This is a genomic window from Clostridioides sp. ES-S-0049-02 (assembly GCF_020658465.1).
GTDB lineage: Bacteria > Bacillota > Clostridia > Peptostreptococcales > Peptostreptococcaceae > Clostridioides.
Genome location: NZ_JACVWG010000008.1, coordinates 92,438 through 109,868 on the forward strand (window position 1 = coordinate 92,438; position 17,431 = coordinate 109,868).

A 17,431-nucleotide genomic window follows, 5' to 3' on the forward strand; every position below is an offset into this window, starting at 1 on the left:
GTAAAGTATCATATTTAATTGAAAAAAGTATTTTGAGAGAGAGTCAACATTTAGTTTGAAGTGTCACTATAATGTCATTTTGGATTGCTAAACTTTAACTATAAAGGAGATGATTATATATGGAAATACTAAAATGTGAAAATTTAACAAAGACATATGGCTCAAATCAAACTATGGTGACGGCTCTTAATAATTTGAATTTATCAGTTCAAAAAGGTGATTTTGTATCCATAGTAGGAGCCTCTGGTTCTGGAAAATCTACATTACTCCATATGCTTGGAGGAGTAGATAGACCTACATCTGGAAAAATTTATATTGAAGATACTGAGATAGCAAGCTTAAAAGAAGAAGCATTGGCAATTTTTCGACGCAGAAAAGTAGGGCTTATATATCAATTTTATAATCTTATACCTACTCTTGATGTTAGAAAAAATATATTATTACCAATGTTACTTGATAAGAGGAAAGTGGATGAAGATAGGTTTTCGGAAATTGTATCTACCTTGGGATTAACTGATAGGCTAAAACATCTTCCAGGTCAACTTTCAGGTGGGCAACAGCAAAGAGTAGCTATAGCTAGAAGTTTAATATATAGACCAGCTATTTTATTAGCAGATGAACCAACAGGTAATCTTGATAGAAAAAATTCTGAAGAAATTGTAGATTTACTAAACTTATCAAATAAACGATTTAATCAAACAATACTTCTTATTACTCATGATGAAAAAATAGCATTAGAAGCAAATCGCATTATAACTATGGAAGATGGTATGATAGTTTCTGAAAAGGTGGTGAAGAAATGAATATTCTTCAAGAATACACCTTAGATTTTGTACGTCGTAATAAGCGTAGTAGTATAGCTATAATGTTGGCTATATTACTTACTACAACTATGATGTCTTCTTTATGTGGATTATTATATACAATGTGGAGTGATTTTATAAGACTTTCAGTTGAGAAAGAAGGTAATTGGCATGGAGAATTATTTGATGAAACTCATGGAAGTGACTTATCATTAATTGAAAATTTCTCTTCAGTTGATGATGTGATGATTAAAGGACCATGGTATGTAGGTAAAATTAATGCTGATAAAAGGGATTACATAATTTATAGAAATGCCACATCAGAATATTGGAATTCTATGCCAGAAAAAGACACTATACTAGAGGGGCGTCGACCAAATAATGCTAATGAAATTGCACTCTCAAAACAATATTTTGAAAGTAATCCAAATGTAAAAGTTGGTGATAAGATTACTATCCCAATAGGAGATAGGGTTTTAAATGGAAATTATATTGTACCTACAGCACCAACAGCAAAAGGTGAAAGTTTTAGAAAGATTTCAGAAACTGTGTTGACAATAGTAGGGAAAATAGATGTTACTACTTCATCAGTTGTACCTGCATATACAGCTCTTGGTTATCTTGATAGAGCAAGTATAAAGCCTAGTGATAATATTACTGTATATTTGCGATTTAAAAATATTAGAGATACATATAAAGAGCTTCCAAAGCTTGCTAAATCATTAGGATGGAAAATGAATGAATATGGAAAATACAATCTTAAGTATAATAGTAATTATCTTTTAAAGATGTTAGTCTTTTCTCCAGAACAGAAAGCATCTATGAACAGTATAGAAAAATTTTCAACACCTCTTATGTATTTAACAATAGCAATCTTTACAGTGGCTGTATTTGTAATGGTGATTTATAATGCTTTTGCATTATCAGCAAATGCTAGACTTACTCAATTGGGCATACTAGCTAGCATTGGAGCATCTCCAAAGCAGATTAAAAAGTCTGTAGTTTTTGAAGGTTTTTTATTGACAATTATCCCTTTACCTATAGGCTTATTTTTAGGGTGGGCATTGTGTAATGGCCTTGTAAGTTATATTAATTCAGTAAATATTAATATTGATAATCAACAGGTAATCTTTACTTATGGTATTCCTGCTTTCTTACCAGCTGTTTTACTTACAATAATAACAGTATGGGTTTCCGCACTGATACCAGCACGTAGAGTATCAAAACTAGCACCTATAGAAGCAATCAGACAAGGTGATAGTGTTAAAATTAAAAGTTCTAATAAATACTCATTAACAAGGTTATTTGGTATAGAAGGAGAACTTGCAGTAAATGCGCTTCGTGCCCGTAAAAAATCTTATCGTACTGCAACAATATCTTTAACACTTTCTTTTTTATTATTGACAAGCTTTCTAAATATAATTGCATGTCAAAAAGGTGCAGAGAGTGTTTATGGTAGTGATATTTATGCGAGTCAAAGGGATATATCATTGTATTTGGAAAATAGTGAACCTACAGAAAAACAGTTTTTAGAGCAATTAAACAATACACAAGGTGTAGAGAGTTCATTATATTATCTAAAAATGTCTGCAGCAACTTGGTTAACTGAAAAAGATGCTTCAAAAGAGCTTGCAAAGAGTGGAGGATTTAAAAATATAGTCTCAGCTAAAAAATATTCTCCTATAGAACGTGATGGTAAGTTTCGTATCACTTCAACTATGATTGGACTTGATGATGAGAGTTTTGCAAAATATTGCAAACAACTTTCTATAGACCCCAAACCATATTATGATACAAAAAATCCAATTTCAATTGTATATAATCGTGAGGAAGATGTTGAGCGTAGTACACGTAGGGATAAAGTATATATAGATTATTTAAATCTTTCTGTAGGAGATAACATTACATTGAATGAAAAAGTATATGATGAAGATGAGGGAAATTATACTTTTAACATGAAAGTAGGAGCTATTACAGATACACTTCCACAAATAGCAGAAAGGCTTGGTAGATACACACTAATTCAAGTAGTACCAATGTCTACAGTACAAGATATGTCTAAAAATTACCATAAAAATCGTAGATTAAAATCAAATAGGATAACAGGGCTATTTAAAATAGATAATCATGATAATATTTCTAAAGTAAGAAAAGAGTTTGAATCTATTTGCAACCAATATTATGGGTCAGGTGATTATAGGATTAATGATGTTGTAGAAAATGAAGAGTTAAGTGATAGTGGACAAATAACTATGAATTTAATAGTAGGATTTATTACAGCATTGTTAGCTGCAATTGGTTTATCAAATGTATGGGCGACTGTTTCAGGGAATCTTAGAAGTAGGCGACAAGAATTTGCTATGTTACGTTCTGCAGGATTGTCTCCAAATGGCATGAAAAAGATGATTATCTTAGAAGGATTATTTTTTGGTCTTACACCATTATTACTCAGTATTCCTGTGCAAATAGCTATATTGTATGCTTTCATCCATATAAATGAAATAAGTTTTATGGAGTACTTATTATTTTCACCAATATCCATAGTGACGAGTTTTACCATATTGATACTTATTGTAGTAATAGCATCGTATATTATGGGATGTAAACAATTAAATAATGAAAACATAGTAGAATCTATAAAAAATGAGACAATATAAACAAGATTTATTTGAATATTTTTTAAAAGCAACTTTAAATAATATTGTGTGTAAGTTATAAATAATGTATAAATAAGATATAATGTAACTGGATTATAGGTGTTTTCCTATAATCCAGTTTTTTATGTATAAAACTTAATTATGAATTTTGCACCACCATGATGACAATTTTCTGCATGTATAGTACCATTTTGATTTTCGATAATAGACTTTGATAGAGCAAGACCTATACCAATGCTGTATTTGCTAGCATTTTTACCACGATAAAATCGATTAAAAATATATGGCAGGTCTTCTTGAGCAAAACCTTTACCATTATCTTCTATAATAATTTCAATGTATAGAGGATTTTTACTATAATAAGCAACAATCTGTCCACCATCTTCTACATGTTCACTACAGTTTTTAAGAATATTTAAAAGAGCTTCCAAAGTCCAGTTAATATCAATGTTAAATTCTACAAACGAAGAGTCTTCAATAAGAAATGTCTGGTTTTTTTCTTTTAAAATTTCTTCTATAGGTTCAACTGCATGAGTAAGAAGAGAATGGACATCTATAAGCTTACTTTCAAATATTAAAGTACTTGCATCTAACTTTGACAAAGTAAGTAAGGATGACACCAATCTTTCTAATCTTAATATTTGATTTGTAAGTCTGTTGAGGTAATCTATTTCTTCCTCGGGACAACTTTCTGCAAGTAACTGTGCCATGAGCGACATAGAAGTAATTGGAGTTTTAAGTTGATGTGCGATATCTGCAAGATTATCTGAAAGAGTTTGTCTTTCTTTTAAAGCAAATTCTTTTGAGCAACGAAGTTCTCCCACAGTTTTGTATATCTCGTCTTCAAGATGTGAAAACTCATCTTCACAACGTAAAAGTACAGATTCTTTTCCTAAATTTACTTCTTCTAAATAGCTCGTAAGCATATTTATTCTATTCATATTTTTTCTTTTTTCTCTATACTGAATTATAAACATAACTATAGCCATTGTTGACACTATAATAAAGGACACTATCATGAAATAAAAAAAGTTTTTATACCAAAATGTATTTTTAGTATAACCATGTTTTAATAAAATCTCATTTCCCACATTAAAGTCATGAGAATCTGAATTTTTTAGTGATTCTAAAATATGTTCTGTAGATTTAGGATTAAGTTGATAGGATGTACCAATGGTTTTAGCTATCATATTATATTCTTCAGAAGAAGTTACAGTTGTTAGAATTATACTTAACAAAATAGTAATAACTAAACAGAATACTATAAAAATAACAGTATTATTGATATATTTTTTTATTTTCACTAGCTGTCCTCCATTCTGTATCCTATACCTCTCAAGGTTTTTATACAGGATGGATTTTTTAGTTTTTCTCTAAGTCGCTTTATTGTAACAGTAAGAGTATTATCATTTACAAAGTTGCCATCTATATCCCAGAGCATTTCTAAGAGTTTTGCACGAGTAAGTGCTTTATTTTTATTCTCCATTAGACTTAGGAGTAGTTTGTATTCTCCTGCTGTCAAAGAGATTTCAATATTGTCCAAATATACTTTGACTTCATCTTTATTCAATCTTATATTTTCACATGTAAGAGTGCTAGTAGTGTTAGAATGAGTACGTCTAAGTACAGCATTAATTCTAGATTGAAGTACTGAAAGTAAGAATGGCTTAACCACATAGTCGTCTGCACCCATATCCAAACCTTGTACAATATCTTTTTCATCATCGCGCACTGTCAAAAATATCACTGGAATATCTCTTATATTTTTAACATATTTACAAAATTCATATCCAATCCCATCAGGTAAATTTAAATCAAGTAGAATTAAATTGATATCTTTGTCAAATTTTTTCTTAGCTTCAGTGATTGTACTATAACAACAAACTACATGGTTTTTCTTTTCTAGGGAAGCTTTTATCCCAAATGCAATTGTATCATCATCTTCTAAAAGAAGTATTTTTGCCATTTATTTTCAGTCCTTTCATTTAAAAGAAATTATAGTGTAAAAATATGGTTATCAGCATAAATAACTAACTGCTTGTGTGATATTGAATATTCAGTTACCAAACTGGAATTTGTTTTAATCTTTACTATTGCTCTTTTCTATAATAGTTCCAAGACCAGCTCCTACTATCATTCCAAATACTAATCCATAACACATAGATATTCCAGTTTTTCCTTGAGAGATACCAATCGCAAAACCGATAGCAATACCAATACCTGCACCTATAAACATAAATAAAGTAACATAACTATTTCTTTTATCTTTTTCTTCCATACACAGTCCTCCAACGTAAATTTCTATTTATACAGATATTATACAGATACACAAAATCATACACAATGGAAATCCTTGTTCTACAACAAAGTTATCATTTTATCCTCTAGATTATCCTGCACAGAAAATAAAATTCCTGTCAAAAAACTTATAAATTAAAACTACGCTTTAAGTGAATCTATCAAAAGACCAAGAGTGGTTTCAATAAATTTTTTTTCTTCTATATTAAAATTGTTGAGATACGATTTTCCTGTTATAGATAATAAATTAAAAAATCCTGTAAGTGTAAATATTGATGAATACATAAGAGTGGGTATCTCAATATCTGACCTAATACTTCCATCAACTTTTCCTATTTCAAATAGTTCTTGTATTTCTTCAAACATAAACTTATTGAAAGAAAAAAACTTTTCTTTAAAAGGTATCTCTAAGTCTGAGTTTTTAGATTGTACAAGTCCAATCATTCCCATTAAAGCTAATAAAGAAGGCTCTTTACAGTAGAATTTATGAAATGCAGAATATGAAAATTTTAATCTTTCAAATCCAGTTTTACCTCTTGAACTTTCTATTTTAACACTATCCCAAAGTCTTTTATACCCTCTTAGTACAACAGCAAAAAACAAATCTTCCTTGCATGAGAAATATTTATATATAGTACGTTTTGTATATTCTGTTTCCTTTGCTAGTTCATTCATAGAGGTGTTATCAAATCCATTAAGACAAAATAATTTTTCTGCTTTGACAACAATTTCATTTTCTCTTTGGATTTTTTCTTTATCTCTTTTTGATAATTCTGGCATATAAAACACTCCTTTTTACTGATTTCATTGATAAAATAGTATACTGATGGTATACTTATATAACGACAGTATACTATTGCGAATAAAATTAATGTAAAGCACTATAATTTATTATAACTTTACTAATTAATTATATAGGTAAAATATAAAAAAAGGGGGATTTATTTATGCAAATAAAAGAAAATATCTTGTTGTTAGATAGTACTCGTGGTGCAAATTGTTTTATTGTGTTTGATGAAGAGATTACATTGATAGATACAGGACTTCCTTTTATGGGGAATGGTATAATTAAAGAATTAAAAACACTTGGGATTCAACTAACTGATATTAAGCATATTTTACTGACTCATCATGATGTTGACCATATGTCTAATATTAAGTTATTGAAAGAATATACAGGAGCAAAAGTGTGGGCTCATATGGAAGATATCCCATTTATTATAGGAGAGAAGGATAGACCTGGATTCAAAAAATTTATTGGAAAGACAATTACAAAAAGAATTATTAAAGATATAGAGCCTTATAGAGACAATATGCAAGTTGGAAATATAAAAATTATTCATACACCAGGACATACACCAGGACATGTTTGTATGCTTTTTGAAGATGTTTTATTTGCAGGAGACTTAGTTAAGAATAAGAACGGAAATATAATTCCATATCCTAATCTGTGGAACTGGGACTCTGAAAAAATGATGAAATCTGTAAATGAGTTAGAAAATTTAAAATACAACTGGATATGTATGTCTCATGGAAGCCCTTGTACTAAAGAATAAAAATAATAACTTATGATACATTATTTAAAATAATAACTATTGACTATATACAACGTTGGTGATAGTATAATATCCAAGATAGAGTATAAGGTGGTGAATTTTTCTGATACGTACTTTAATTTTATATTATTTAAATATTAAGCCAACACATGGATATGAAATTCAAAAATTTTTACAAGTTTCTGGTGCAGATAGATGGAGCAAAATACAATCTGGTTCAATCTACTATGCTTTGACAAAGTTAGAAAAAGATGGATTAGTTAGAGTTTTGAGAGAAGAAAAAAATGGTGCTAGAATTCGTAAGATTTATGAGATTACACAAAGTGGTAAAGTGGAGCTAAGAGAAGAACTACAAAAAGAACTGCAAATGCCTATAGTTCCAATAGGTTCAAATAAGTTTTTGTTGTATAATATTTTAGATGTATTACCAAGAGATACTATACAAACCAATCTTGAAAAGCATATAAAGCATCTGATAGAGCAGAAAAAGTATTGGGAAAACTGGAAAGAAATTAAAAAGATTGATAAAAAAAGCCTTCCAACAGAAAGAATTGCCTTTGATATGACAATAGATAATTTGAATTATCAAATACTATGGCATGAGGAAATACTAAATAATATTGATAAGTACATATCTGTTGGTTATGAAACACAGAACGTCATTAAATCTATAGATTTTTCAAATATAGAAGAAGATTTTTTATTTGCAAATGAGGCAACAAGTGAACTATTAGAGGTTCAAAAACTCAGAGATGAAATAATTAATAATCCAGACAAAGCTATAGAAAATATAGATAAAATAATACTAAAATTACAAAATAAAAAATAAGTTTATTCATAATAACACGGGTCAAAGACTCGTGTTTTAAAAAAACAATATATACAACATTGGATATATAATATTGGTTAAAATATTAGGAGGTTTTATAAATGGAAAATGTACTATTAGAGATTGAAAAGTTATCTAAAAGATATAAAAATAAGGAAGTTGTATCAAGGGAGAGTTTTAAAATACTAGAAGGGGATATTTTAGGTTTTATTGGGCCAAATGGAGCAGGAAAAAGCACCTCTATTAATATGTTTACTACGATTGTATCTCCAGATAGTGGAGATATATATTATAAAGGTAAAAGTATCAAAAATCAGCAAAATGTTTTTAAAAGTGCTATTGGTGTTGTGCCACAAGAACTGGCAATATATGAAGATTTAAGTGCATATGATAATGTTAAATTCTTTTGTTCATTGTATGGTTTTAGAGGAAACGAACTCAAATCTCGAACTAAAGAGGCCTTAGAGTTTGTTGGACTTTGGGGTAGACACAAAGAACTTCCATCAAAATTTTCTGGAGGAATGAAACGCAGATTAAATATAGCTTGTGCAATCGCACATAGTCCTAAAATTCTCATTATGGATGAGCCAACAGTTGGAATTGACCCTCAATCGAGAAATAAAATTATGGAAGCAATTAAAACGATTAATAAGAATGGTACAACAATTATTTACACTAGTCACTATATGGAGGAAATAGAAGCTTTATGTAATAGGATTATTTTAATTGACAAAGGAGTAATTTTAGAAGACTTAGATAAGAGCGTATACAAAGATAAGTATTTAAAACTTGGTTGCAAGACCTTGGAGGATATTTTTTTATATCTTACAGGTACAAATTTGAGAGATTCGGAGGAATAATATATGAGATATTTTTTACCATTGTTTAGATTAGGAATAAAGAGAAGAAGTAAAGATTTTTTTATTTTATTTTATAATATTGTTTTTCCATTAATAATCATAATGTTATTAGGATATTTAACATCAAAATCTTATGGAACAGAATTTACATCATATAACTATTATACTATTGTCACAATACCATTTTGTGTACTTATGGGAATTATTAGTGTTTCATATGCGGCACAAGATGAGAAAATTTCTAGTACATCATATCGTTATATGATTTCTCCTATTTCTATAACAGCACTAGTACTTTCAAAACTTTTTTCTTGTACAATTATACTTTCACTGTGTAATGTAATAACTTTAATGATAATAAAAAGTGTTTTTCAGATAAGTTTTGGTGGAAATTTTTTAGTTATTATTTTTCTTTTAGTGTGTGAATCAACTGTAGTATCAGCTATAGGTTTATTTTTAGGTCTTGCATGCAAAAACTTAGATATACTACGTAATATCATTAATATACCAATAGTGGTTTTTGGTTTCTTAGGAGGAGTATTTTTTCCAGTTAGTTCATTAAACCCAATTGTTTCATTAGCAATTAATATATCACCATTGACTTGGGTCAATAGGAGTATAGTTACTTGTATTTATGATAATAATTTTCAACCTATTTTTTATATATCATCTATATTTGTAATGATAAGTATTTTAATTACAGTACTTACAGTTAAATTTTTTAAAAAGGAGGCATTTATATAGTGAACTTAATAGGTATTTTTAATAATAATTTTAAAAGAAATATAAATAAAAAATCAGGATTTTTAGTAACACTCTTATTTCCAATAATTATAGTAATACTTGGAGTAATGGCAAACTACATAAGTAAACCATCTTTTAATATTGGTATTTTAAGTGAGTATAAAAATGAGCAAGTTTTAAATGAATCTGAAAAGAATATTTATACAGATATGGTTAAGGCATTAAAAAGTACTCAAGGAATTGATGTTGAAACTGCAGATTTTAAAACAGTTAAAACTGATATTATAACTGGAAAATATTCTGCTGTTATATATTTTAATAAGGGTAATTTCGAACTTTATTCTATAAAAGATAAAAGTACAAATAATATATTAGAGTATTTAATAGAATCATATAAAGAAGATTCAACAACTATAAATATAAGTAAACTACAAGAAAACACATTAGGGGTTTTGCAAAGAATAATTGCTTTTATTGTATTATTTTTAATGATAACATCTACTATTACAGCATCAATGATTATTAAAGATAAGAATTCAGGTACATTTACAAGAATATTATATTCACCACAAAATATAAGAGGATATGTGTTAGGGAATATGCTATATAACTTTGCAATCACATATTTTCAATATCTAGTTTCTATAACTATTATTAAATTATTTAATATTGATATTAGTATCAGTTATATAAATTTACTTTTAATGGGTGTATGGATATCGGCTTTGGCAACTTCTTTTGGAACATTTGTATCTTCCTTGTTTAATAAAGAGATGTATGCAAATTTATTTGCTACTGGTATATCTCTTATATTATCACTTGTTGGTGGTTCATTTATTCCAATTGATAAAATGCCTACTATGTTGCAAAATATGAGTATCATAAGTCCCATACGATGGTTTATAAGTATTTCCACTTACATGGAAGATGGGAAAGGATGGTTTTCTAATATGAACTATATTTATATTTTAACAGCAACAATAGTAGCTTTAATTTTGTTAACTGTGGGATGGACTAAAAGAGTAAAATATTTAAATAAAATTGAGAACTAAATAAAATTAAAGAAAAAATAAATAGTTATAATTAAAATAAGTAAACAATCACATTATCCCATTAGTGCAATGTGATTGTTTATCCTAGATTATAAATATTATAATACATGGTTATAATACAGATGTTTTTTAGAATAGCCATGTATCAGTATTAAAGCACATTTTTTGTATATCATCAATAAAACAACTTACATGGTATCCATCAGTAGCTGCATGATGTACTGTTATAGAAAGAGGGAGAAGTATTTTTTCATCTTTTTGATGATACTTACCTGATTCAACTGTAGGGAAAAAATAATTTTCAAGACCATGATTATGTACAGTAAAGCTTTTAAAACTAATCCATGGAAGACATGAAACAGTATAGCAATTTTTTGGAGGATTAGGTTTTGCTAAAAAACCATAATTTTTTCCATATTGTTCAACATCATTTAAGTAACTCTTATAGAATATTGAAAAATCTTTATTGTATTCTGTCCATATTGATGAAAAAGTTTTATTATCATCATGAAAAATTGCATAGAATGGAGTTAAAGTATCCCAATATCCTAGTTCATTTTCATCATATGCAATCTTTAGTTCTTTATATCGATTTAAACAAGTTGTTACTATATATAGATATGCTGGATAAAATTTGATATTTTTCTTTTTTGTTTCATCAAGTAAATGAGTAATATCTATTTCTATAGTTAAATCAAATCCTACATTTGTCATCTTTGAAAAATAATAAAAATGTGTATATCGTTCCCAGTTTTGTAAGTCAATTTTATGGAATTGTTGTTTATTCATATAAAATCACCATATCCTTTATAAGATTTATTTGATTATCAATATCGTTATCTGTAAGTATTAAAACAGGTGCGGATGTCTTCATACTATCAAACAAGAACATTATGTGTGTTGCAAGTATTGTAGAATTACATTTTTTAAATTCATTTTTAGATTGTCCATAATCTATTAACTTCGAAAGCATTGTAATAGCTGAGTTATATCTTTTGTTCATATAATCACGCTGGTCTTTTTCTACAAAAGCAAATTCATGGATTGCAAAATCTAGTCCAGAATATTCACTTTGTATTTCTGACTTTTGTTGATTAAGAAAATACTCTAACATTTGCCTAGCTGATATATTTTCTTTGATACTTTCATCTAATAAATTTTTAGCATTGTCTTTATGAGAATTTAGCATATCAATAAAAATTTCTTTTGTTGAATTAAAATGTCTGTATAGACCACCACGACTTAAATTACATGCTTCACAAACATCTTTCATAGTTACATTACTGTAGCCTTTTTCAGAAAATAACCTTATTGAAGTATCAATAATAAATTGTTTAGTTTGCATTCCTTTTGTTGCCATAGATTTTCCTCCTTTGCGACATGCGTGTCGCTTTGTCAATTTAAATTTATATAGTATAAAACAGTTAGGTGTAAGATAACTTAATTTATTTTAAATTAAGAAAGAAATTTATTAAAGATAGTAATAATAATATTGACTTTTAAAACTTACATATGTAATATATAAATTACTATCAATTATAATATTTAAGATACATATTTTTTATGAGTATATTTAAAAACAATAGACCAATAAAAAAGTATATAATTGATATATTTATGGGCTTATTTTGAATTTAAGGCTTACATATGTAATATATTGAAGAATAAGGGGGTTTGTATGAGAAAAAAGATAAAAACAAAGAAATTACTAATCCTTGGAGCTTTAATCTGTTTAGTTACAGTTATTATTGGTCTTACAATTAATTTTGTATTGAATGGATTTAATAAAATCAAACCAGATGAAGTATTAAAACAGTATATGTCTTTCGCAAATGAAAGACAATATGAAAAAATGTACAATCTATTAGATGAGAAAAGTAAACTAGAAAACAAAAAAGAAGATTTTATCTCTAGAAATAAAAAAATATACGAAGGAATTAGTGCACACAATATAAGTATTGATATTAAGGGCATTAAAAAAGATGAAGATGAAGGTACAAAAATAAATTATGATTCTAAAATAAACACTTTAGCAGGAGAAATCTCATTTTCAAATGAAGTATTGTTGACTAAAGACAAGCAAAAAAACTATAAAATAAGATGGCAGTCAAAAGTTATATTTCCAGAACTTGAAAATGATAATAAGGTTCTAGTATCAACACTTAAAGCTAAAAGAGGAAATATTTTAGATAGAAATGGTGAAGTACTTGCTGGTCAAGGTCTTGCATCTGTTATAGGATTAGTGCCTGGAAAGATGAGTAATAATGTAGAAGACCTAAAAAAACTATCTGATTTACTAGATATACCAGTTGAGAAAATCCAAAAAAAATTAGATGCATCTTGGGTAAAAGAAAACTCAATGGTACCTATAAAAACTATTGAAAAAATAGAAGAAAATCCAGATGGATCTGTAAAAGAAAAAGATAAATCATTACAAGAATCATTACTTAGCATTTCAGGAGTTAAAATATCTAATACAGAGGTAAGAGCATATCCACTAGGTGAAAAAGCTGGTCATTTAACTGGGTATGTTCAAAATGTGAATGCAGAAATATTAAAAGAAAAAAAGGGAAAGAACTACAATGTTAATAGCATAATAGGTAAAATTGGTTTAGAAAGTTTATTGGAAGACAGAATACGTGGTATTGATGGATGTGAGATTATCATAGCTGATAGATATGGAGATAAAAAAGAAACTTTAGCAATTGTTCCAAAGCAAGATGGGGAAGATGTCAAACTGACCATTGATTCGAAGATACAGAGTAAATTATATGACCAGTTGAAAAATGATAAAGGTTGCGCAGTAGTTATGAATCCTAAAACAGGAGAGATTTTATCTCTTGTAAGTAGTCCATCATACAATCCAAATGAATTTATACTAGGTATGTCAGGGGATAGATGGAAGGAACTCAATGAAAATGAAAATAAACCAATGTATAATAGATTTAAAGCCAGACTATGCCCTGGGTCTTCTTTCAAACCAGTTACTGCTGGTATTGGTATAACAACAGGAAAGATTAATCCTAATGAAAATTTTGGACATAGTGGTCTTAGTTGGCAAAAAGATTCTAGTTGGGGAAGTTATAAGGTAACTACGTTAAAGGATTATGGAAATACTGTAAATATGAAAAATGCATTGATTTACTCTGATAATATTTACTTTGCCAAAGCAGCATTAAAAATAGGTGAAAATGTATTATCAAAAGAATTGTTAAAACTGGGATTTGAAGAAAGTATACCATTTGAATTTGGCTTAGCTTCTTCAAAATTTGGTACTGACAATAAATTTGATACAGAAATACAATTAGCAGATAGTGGGTATGGTCAAGGTAAAGTACTTGTAAATCCAGTACATATGGCATCAATATATTCAACTTTTGTCAATGATGGAAGTATGATAAGGCCTTATCTTGAATTTAAAGAAAATCCACAGGCTGAATTCTGGAAAAAAGATGTGTTTTCTAAAGAGTCTGTGAAAATTATTCGTGATGATTTAATTCAAGTTATTGAAAATCCAAATGGAACAGGCCATAGTGCTAAAACTGAAGGAGTTACTATTGCTGGAAAAACTGGTACAGCAGAAATTAAAGCATCAAAAGATGATACTACTGGAATAGAGCTTGGATGGTTTAATGCTTTTACAGTTGATGAAAATAGTGACAAACAGTATTTAGCATTAGCTATGGTTGAAGATGTGAAACATCGTGGAGGAAGCCATTATGTTATACCTATTATAAAATCAGTATTTGAAGATTAATATGATGTATTAGAGATTATATTTTTGGCTTATTTTTAGATAAAAGTCAAACTAATAAGAGACTTCACTATATAGTGAAGTTTTTTATTAGTTCAAAAAATAAAATAGTGGCAACAATTGAGGATGTGAGGGAGAGTTGCCACTATTTGTATAGGGTATTATATTATGTTTTTAAGCTAGTTTTACTATCTTCTATGTTTATATAATAAACCTTGTATATGAATTTTATAGAGAATTAATTTGAATATTGTATGAAGTTTTTAAATCTTAAAGAAAAAGTATTAGGTTTTATGTAAATAAATAAAAACTTACATAAATATTTAAACTATTTATAAATAAAATCACATATTTAGAGTATTTATATAGATATGTGTGAACAAATTACAACCATCAAATTTTTTTATTGTAATTTTAAAAGTATATTTGCATTAATTTGTCTTATATATTTTTTTATCATTTAAAATAGATAATGTTATTTTGGCTGCTGTGATACCATTAGAATAATCTTTACTTTGAATGTTTGTTGCAAATAAATAAGTATTTCCATTTTTTTCTACATAGCCTATAAACCAACCATTTACATCTTTTCCATTTATATTAGCAGTACCAGTTTTTCCATAAAGCGATACTCCAGCTTCTTTAGATATCAATAATGAATCTTTTACAATTTTTATATTGTCATCTTTAAATTCAAATTTATTTGTATAAAAATCTTTAAGTAAATTTACCTGTTCAATAGGTGAGATTTTCAAAGAAGATTCTAACCAATAGTTTGATATCCCAGATGAAACATCACAATTTCCATAGTTAATTTTTTTTAGATAAGTTTGTACTTTCTTCATACCATTTTTTTTGTCTAAATCTTGAAAATACCAGTTAACGGAGTTTTCCATAGCAGAAAATAAGTCATGGTCTTTATTCCAAGAATCATTAGTAGAATACTTCCCATCCCAATGAATGTATGAATTATCTCTTGTTATCACACCATTTTCTAATCCCAACAAAGCACTATAAATTTTATAAGTGGAGTCTGGTGAAATTCTCGTTTTACTTTTTTCTTCATTATAAATATGATACTGATTTGACTCTAAATCATACATTACAAAACTTCCATCAAAACCCTTGAAATACTGACTTAAATCTTCATATAAAGTTTGATTACTTGTAATATTATATTTTTCATTGACATCTGCCATAATGGATAGTGTAGGGCTACTTCCAAATACAATTAAAGCTATTATTGTAAAAATTAAAATACTTTTAAGTTTTAAAGCTTTTGACTCAATTTGGAAATCTGTTATCTTTAATATACGTCTTTTTATTTGCTTTTTTGAACCACCAATATCTGAAGTAAGTGTGAGATTAGATGGTTTTGATAGATTGTCTATAAAATTTATTATGGTATGTCCATATTCTATGTAGCTATTCTCATCAAGTCTTTTTAAAACTGAAATATCACATGCAATCTCACGGTCTAATCTCATTTCTTTAAGTGCATACCAGATAAGAGGATTAAACCAATATAATATTTGGAAAAAACACATTAGATAATTTACTAAAATATCTTTGTTTTTAGAGTGTTGTAATTCATGAAGTAAAATATATCTTATGTCTTTTAAAGATAATTTAGATATAGATTCGCTTGGTAATATAATATGTGGCCTAAAGTATCCAAATGTAATAGGTGTATTTATAATAGATGATTTACATAGTATAAAATTCTTATCTAAACCTATATTTTCTTTACAGTGCTTAAAAAGTGAAAGTATCTCTTCATCTTCTAAAATTTGTACTGATTTTTTTATATTTCCTATTTTAAAATTACAATGAACTGTAATAATTATCATGGTTGTAATTCCAATTATCCATAATGTTAGCAATAAAATATTTAAATTATCGAAATTAGATTGACTCAAAGATACTGAAAAATCTTTTAATGCATTTGAATTATTAATTATACTGTCTGAAGAGTTTTTTACAATAGAAGTATTTGCTGTATTATTTTCAATCTGAGTAAAACTAGATATATAGCTAAATATATTTAAATGATTAATATATTTAAGCGGAATAAATGGGATTATTAACATTATAAGTATCATAAACCCGATATTGTATTGATACATTGCAGAAATATGTTTTTTTAATATTTTTTTAGCAAGCAAAATTATAATAATTAAAAAAGATAAGGTTATTGTGCTAAGCAAGAATCGAATAAAAAATGGAGCATACATACTTACTTATCCTCCTTAGTTTTCCTTTTATCTAAAATATGTCTTAATTCTTCTATATCATCTTCTGATAATTTATCATTCTCTAAAAAATTTAGTACCATAGAATTAAGTGTTCCATTATAAAAGCGATTTAAAAAAGAACTACTTTCTGTAGATACATACTCTTCTTCTTTAACAATTGGAGTATAAACAAAGACTCTACTATTTTTTTCATATGCCAAAGCTCCCTTTTTAACCAAACGCAACAACATTGTCTGAATAGTCTTAGGACTCCACTTACTTGTTTTTACTAGCTTTTCAATCACTTCATTCGTACTAATAGGAGCATATTTCCAAATGATTTTCATTACTTGATATTCTGCTTCTGAAATCTGTGGTAGTTTTTTCATAAGATACCTCCTTATACTTACATTTGTAATACATAAAGTATATTATCATTAGTTCGCTTTGTCAATTTTTTTAAATAGTTCATTTTTAGTCATCTAGAAAGTACATGTATTTAAACATAAATAGTATTAATTAAGCTGTATATCTATGACTAATTAATCTGTATGTATGGTAAAAAATTAAATATAAGGATTATATTGACAGTTAAAAAAATGGTTGATATACTTATTGTTGATATAACAACTAAAATGGAGGTA

General features: G+C 27.6%; 16 protein-coding genes. 8 read left to right on the forward strand and 8 right to left on the reverse strand.

The features are described 5' to 3' along the window. The first annotated feature begins 119 nt into the window (after positions 1–119). Positions 120–803, forward strand: a complete 684-nt coding sequence (locus IC213_RS15440; protein ID WP_227435330.1) for an ABC transporter ATP-binding protein — start codon at positions 120–122, stop codon at positions 801–803. Continuing rightward, positions 800–3,460 (forward strand): ABC transporter permease, encoded by a 2,661-nt coding sequence (locus IC213_RS15445; RefSeq protein WP_227863244.1) that lies wholly within the window; start codon positions 800–802, stop codon positions 3,458–3,460. The genes IC213_RS15440 and IC213_RS15445 overlap by 4 nt, the downstream gene beginning before the upstream one ends. A 122-nt stretch (positions 3,461–3,582) precedes the next feature. Here the strand turns inward: IC213_RS15445 and IC213_RS15450 are convergent, their stop codons facing one another. The 4 genes from IC213_RS15450 to IC213_RS15465 all read right to left on the reverse strand — a co-directional run bounded on the left by IC213_RS15450 (position 3,583) and on the right by IC213_RS15465 (position 6,538). Beyond that, a complete protein-coding gene (locus IC213_RS15450; protein WP_227831718.1) occupies positions 3,583–4,764 on the reverse strand; it encodes a sensor histidine kinase in 1,182 nt (393 codons plus the stop codon). Further along, entirely contained in the window at positions 4,764–5,426 is a 663-nt protein-coding gene (locus IC213_RS15455; RefSeq protein ID WP_227435324.1) for a response regulator transcription factor, read from the reverse strand. The genes IC213_RS15450 and IC213_RS15455 overlap by 1 nt, the downstream gene beginning before the upstream one ends. 114 nt (positions 5,427–5,540) lie before the next feature. Further along, positions 5,541–5,738, reverse strand: a complete 198-nt coding sequence (locus IC213_RS15460) for a hypothetical protein (protein ID WP_227435321.1) — start codon at positions 5,736–5,738, stop codon at positions 5,541–5,543. Positions 5,739–5,899: 161 nt separating this feature from the next. Then, positions 5,900–6,538, reverse strand: coding sequence for a TetR/AcrR family transcriptional regulator (locus IC213_RS15465; RefSeq protein WP_227435320.1), 639 nt, complete (start codon positions 6,536–6,538; stop codon positions 5,900–5,902). Between the two features lie 167 nt (positions 6,539–6,705). Here IC213_RS15465 and IC213_RS15470 point away from each other — a divergent pair, with 167 nt between their 5' ends. The 5 genes from IC213_RS15470 to IC213_RS15490 all read left to right on the forward strand — a co-directional run bounded on the left by IC213_RS15470 (position 6,706) and on the right by IC213_RS15490 (position 10,799). Then, positions 6,706–7,314: an MBL fold metallo-hydrolase gene (locus IC213_RS15470; protein WP_227863245.1), complete on the forward strand. Its 609-nt coding sequence runs from the start codon at positions 6,706–6,708 to the stop codon at positions 7,312–7,314. Between the two features lie 118 nt (positions 7,315–7,432). Continuing rightward, on the forward strand, positions 7,433–8,143 hold the full coding sequence (locus IC213_RS15475) for a PadR family transcriptional regulator (RefSeq protein WP_227863255.1): 711 nt from the start codon (positions 7,433–7,435) through the stop codon (positions 8,141–8,143). A 101-nt stretch (positions 8,144–8,244) separates the two neighbouring features. Beyond that, positions 8,245–9,003 (forward strand): ABC transporter ATP-binding protein, encoded by a 759-nt coding sequence (locus IC213_RS15480; protein ID WP_227863246.1) that lies wholly within the window; start codon positions 8,245–8,247, stop codon positions 9,001–9,003. A 3-nt stretch (positions 9,004–9,006) separates the two neighbouring features. After that, positions 9,007–9,747, forward strand: a complete 741-nt coding sequence (locus IC213_RS15485) for an ABC transporter permease (RefSeq protein WP_227863247.1) — start codon at positions 9,007–9,009, stop codon at positions 9,745–9,747. Further along, positions 9,747–10,799 (forward strand): ABC transporter permease, encoded by a 1,053-nt coding sequence (locus IC213_RS15490; protein WP_227860725.1) that lies wholly within the window; start codon positions 9,747–9,749, stop codon positions 10,797–10,799. Before IC213_RS15485 ends, IC213_RS15490 begins: the two co-directional genes overlap by 1 nt. A gap of 129 nt (positions 10,800–10,928) precedes the next feature. Here the strand turns inward: IC213_RS15490 and IC213_RS15495 are convergent, their stop codons facing one another. Next, complete coding sequence (locus IC213_RS15495; protein ID WP_227863248.1) at positions 10,929–11,588, reverse strand: CatA-like O-acetyltransferase; 660 nt, start codon at positions 11,586–11,588, stop codon at positions 10,929–10,931. Next, positions 11,581–12,159 carry a TetR/AcrR family transcriptional regulator gene (locus tag IC213_RS15500; protein ID WP_227851382.1) on the reverse strand — a complete coding sequence of 193 codons (579 nt, stop codon included), beginning with the start codon at positions 12,157–12,159 and terminating at the stop codon, positions 11,581–11,583. The genes IC213_RS15495 and IC213_RS15500 overlap by 8 nt, the downstream gene beginning before the upstream one ends. A 318-nt stretch (positions 12,160–12,477) precedes the next feature. Between IC213_RS15500 and IC213_RS15505 the strand changes: the two genes are divergently transcribed. After that, positions 12,478–14,556, forward strand: a complete 2,079-nt coding sequence (locus tag IC213_RS15505; protein ID WP_227863249.1) for a penicillin-binding transpeptidase domain-containing protein — start codon at positions 12,478–12,480, stop codon at positions 14,554–14,556. Positions 14,557–14,984: 428 nt separating this feature from the next. Here the strand turns inward: IC213_RS15505 and IC213_RS15510 are convergent, their stop codons facing one another. Both IC213_RS15510 and IC213_RS15515 read right to left on the reverse strand, forming a co-directional pair. Next, positions 14,985–16,787, reverse strand: coding sequence for a BlaR1 family beta-lactam sensor/signal transducer (locus tag IC213_RS15510; RefSeq protein ID WP_227483352.1), 1,803 nt, complete (start codon positions 16,785–16,787; stop codon positions 14,985–14,987). A 2-nt stretch (positions 16,788–16,789) separates the two neighbouring features. Continuing rightward, a complete protein-coding gene (locus IC213_RS15515) occupies positions 16,790–17,176 on the reverse strand; it encodes a BlaI/MecI/CopY family transcriptional regulator (protein ID WP_227435294.1) in 387 nt (128 codons plus the stop codon). Positions 17,177–17,431: the final 255 nt, after the last annotated feature.

Excerpts from the sequence above, each read along its gene's own strand:
- IC213_RS15440 (WP_227435330.1), top strand. The coding sequence starts at position 120 with ATGGAAATACTAAAATGTGAAAATTTAACAAAGACATATGGCTCAAAT.
- IC213_RS15445 (WP_227863244.1), top strand. The coding sequence starts at position 800 with ATGAATATTCTTCAAGAATACACCTTAGATTTTGTACGTCGTAATAAG.
- IC213_RS15455 (WP_227435324.1), bottom strand. The coding sequence starts at position 5,426 with ATGGCAAAAATACTTCTTTTAGAAGATGATGATACAATTGCATTTGGG.
- IC213_RS15460 (WP_227435321.1), bottom strand. The coding sequence starts at position 5,738 with ATGGAAGAAAAAGATAAAAGAAATAGTTATGTTACTTTATTTATGTTT.
- IC213_RS15465 (WP_227435320.1), bottom strand. The coding sequence starts at position 6,538 with ATGCCAGAATTATCAAAAAGAGATAAAGAAAAAATCCAAAGAGAAAAT.
- IC213_RS15470 (WP_227863245.1), top strand. The coding sequence starts at position 6,706 with ATGCAAATAAAAGAAAATATCTTGTTGTTAGATAGTACTCGTGGTGCA.
- IC213_RS15480 (WP_227863246.1), top strand. The coding sequence starts at position 8,245 with ATGGAAAATGTACTATTAGAGATTGAAAAGTTATCTAAAAGATATAAA.
- IC213_RS15485 (WP_227863247.1), top strand. The coding sequence starts at position 9,007 with ATGAGATATTTTTTACCATTGTTTAGATTAGGAATAAAGAGAAGAAGT.
- IC213_RS15495 (WP_227863248.1), bottom strand. The coding sequence starts at position 11,588 with ATGAATAAACAACAATTCCATAAAATTGACTTACAAAACTGGGAACGA.
- IC213_RS15500 (WP_227851382.1), bottom strand. The coding sequence starts at position 12,159 with ATGGCAACAAAAGGAATGCAAACTAAACAATTTATTATTGATACTTCA.
- IC213_RS15505 (WP_227863249.1), top strand. The coding sequence starts at position 12,478 with ATGAGAAAAAAGATAAAAACAAAGAAATTACTAATCCTTGGAGCTTTA.
- IC213_RS15510 (WP_227483352.1), bottom strand. The coding sequence starts at position 16,787 with ATGTATGCTCCATTTTTTATTCGATTCTTGCTTAGCACAATAACCTTA.
- IC213_RS15515 (WP_227435294.1), bottom strand. The coding sequence starts at position 17,176 with ATGAAAAAACTACCACAGATTTCAGAAGCAGAATATCAAGTAATGAAA.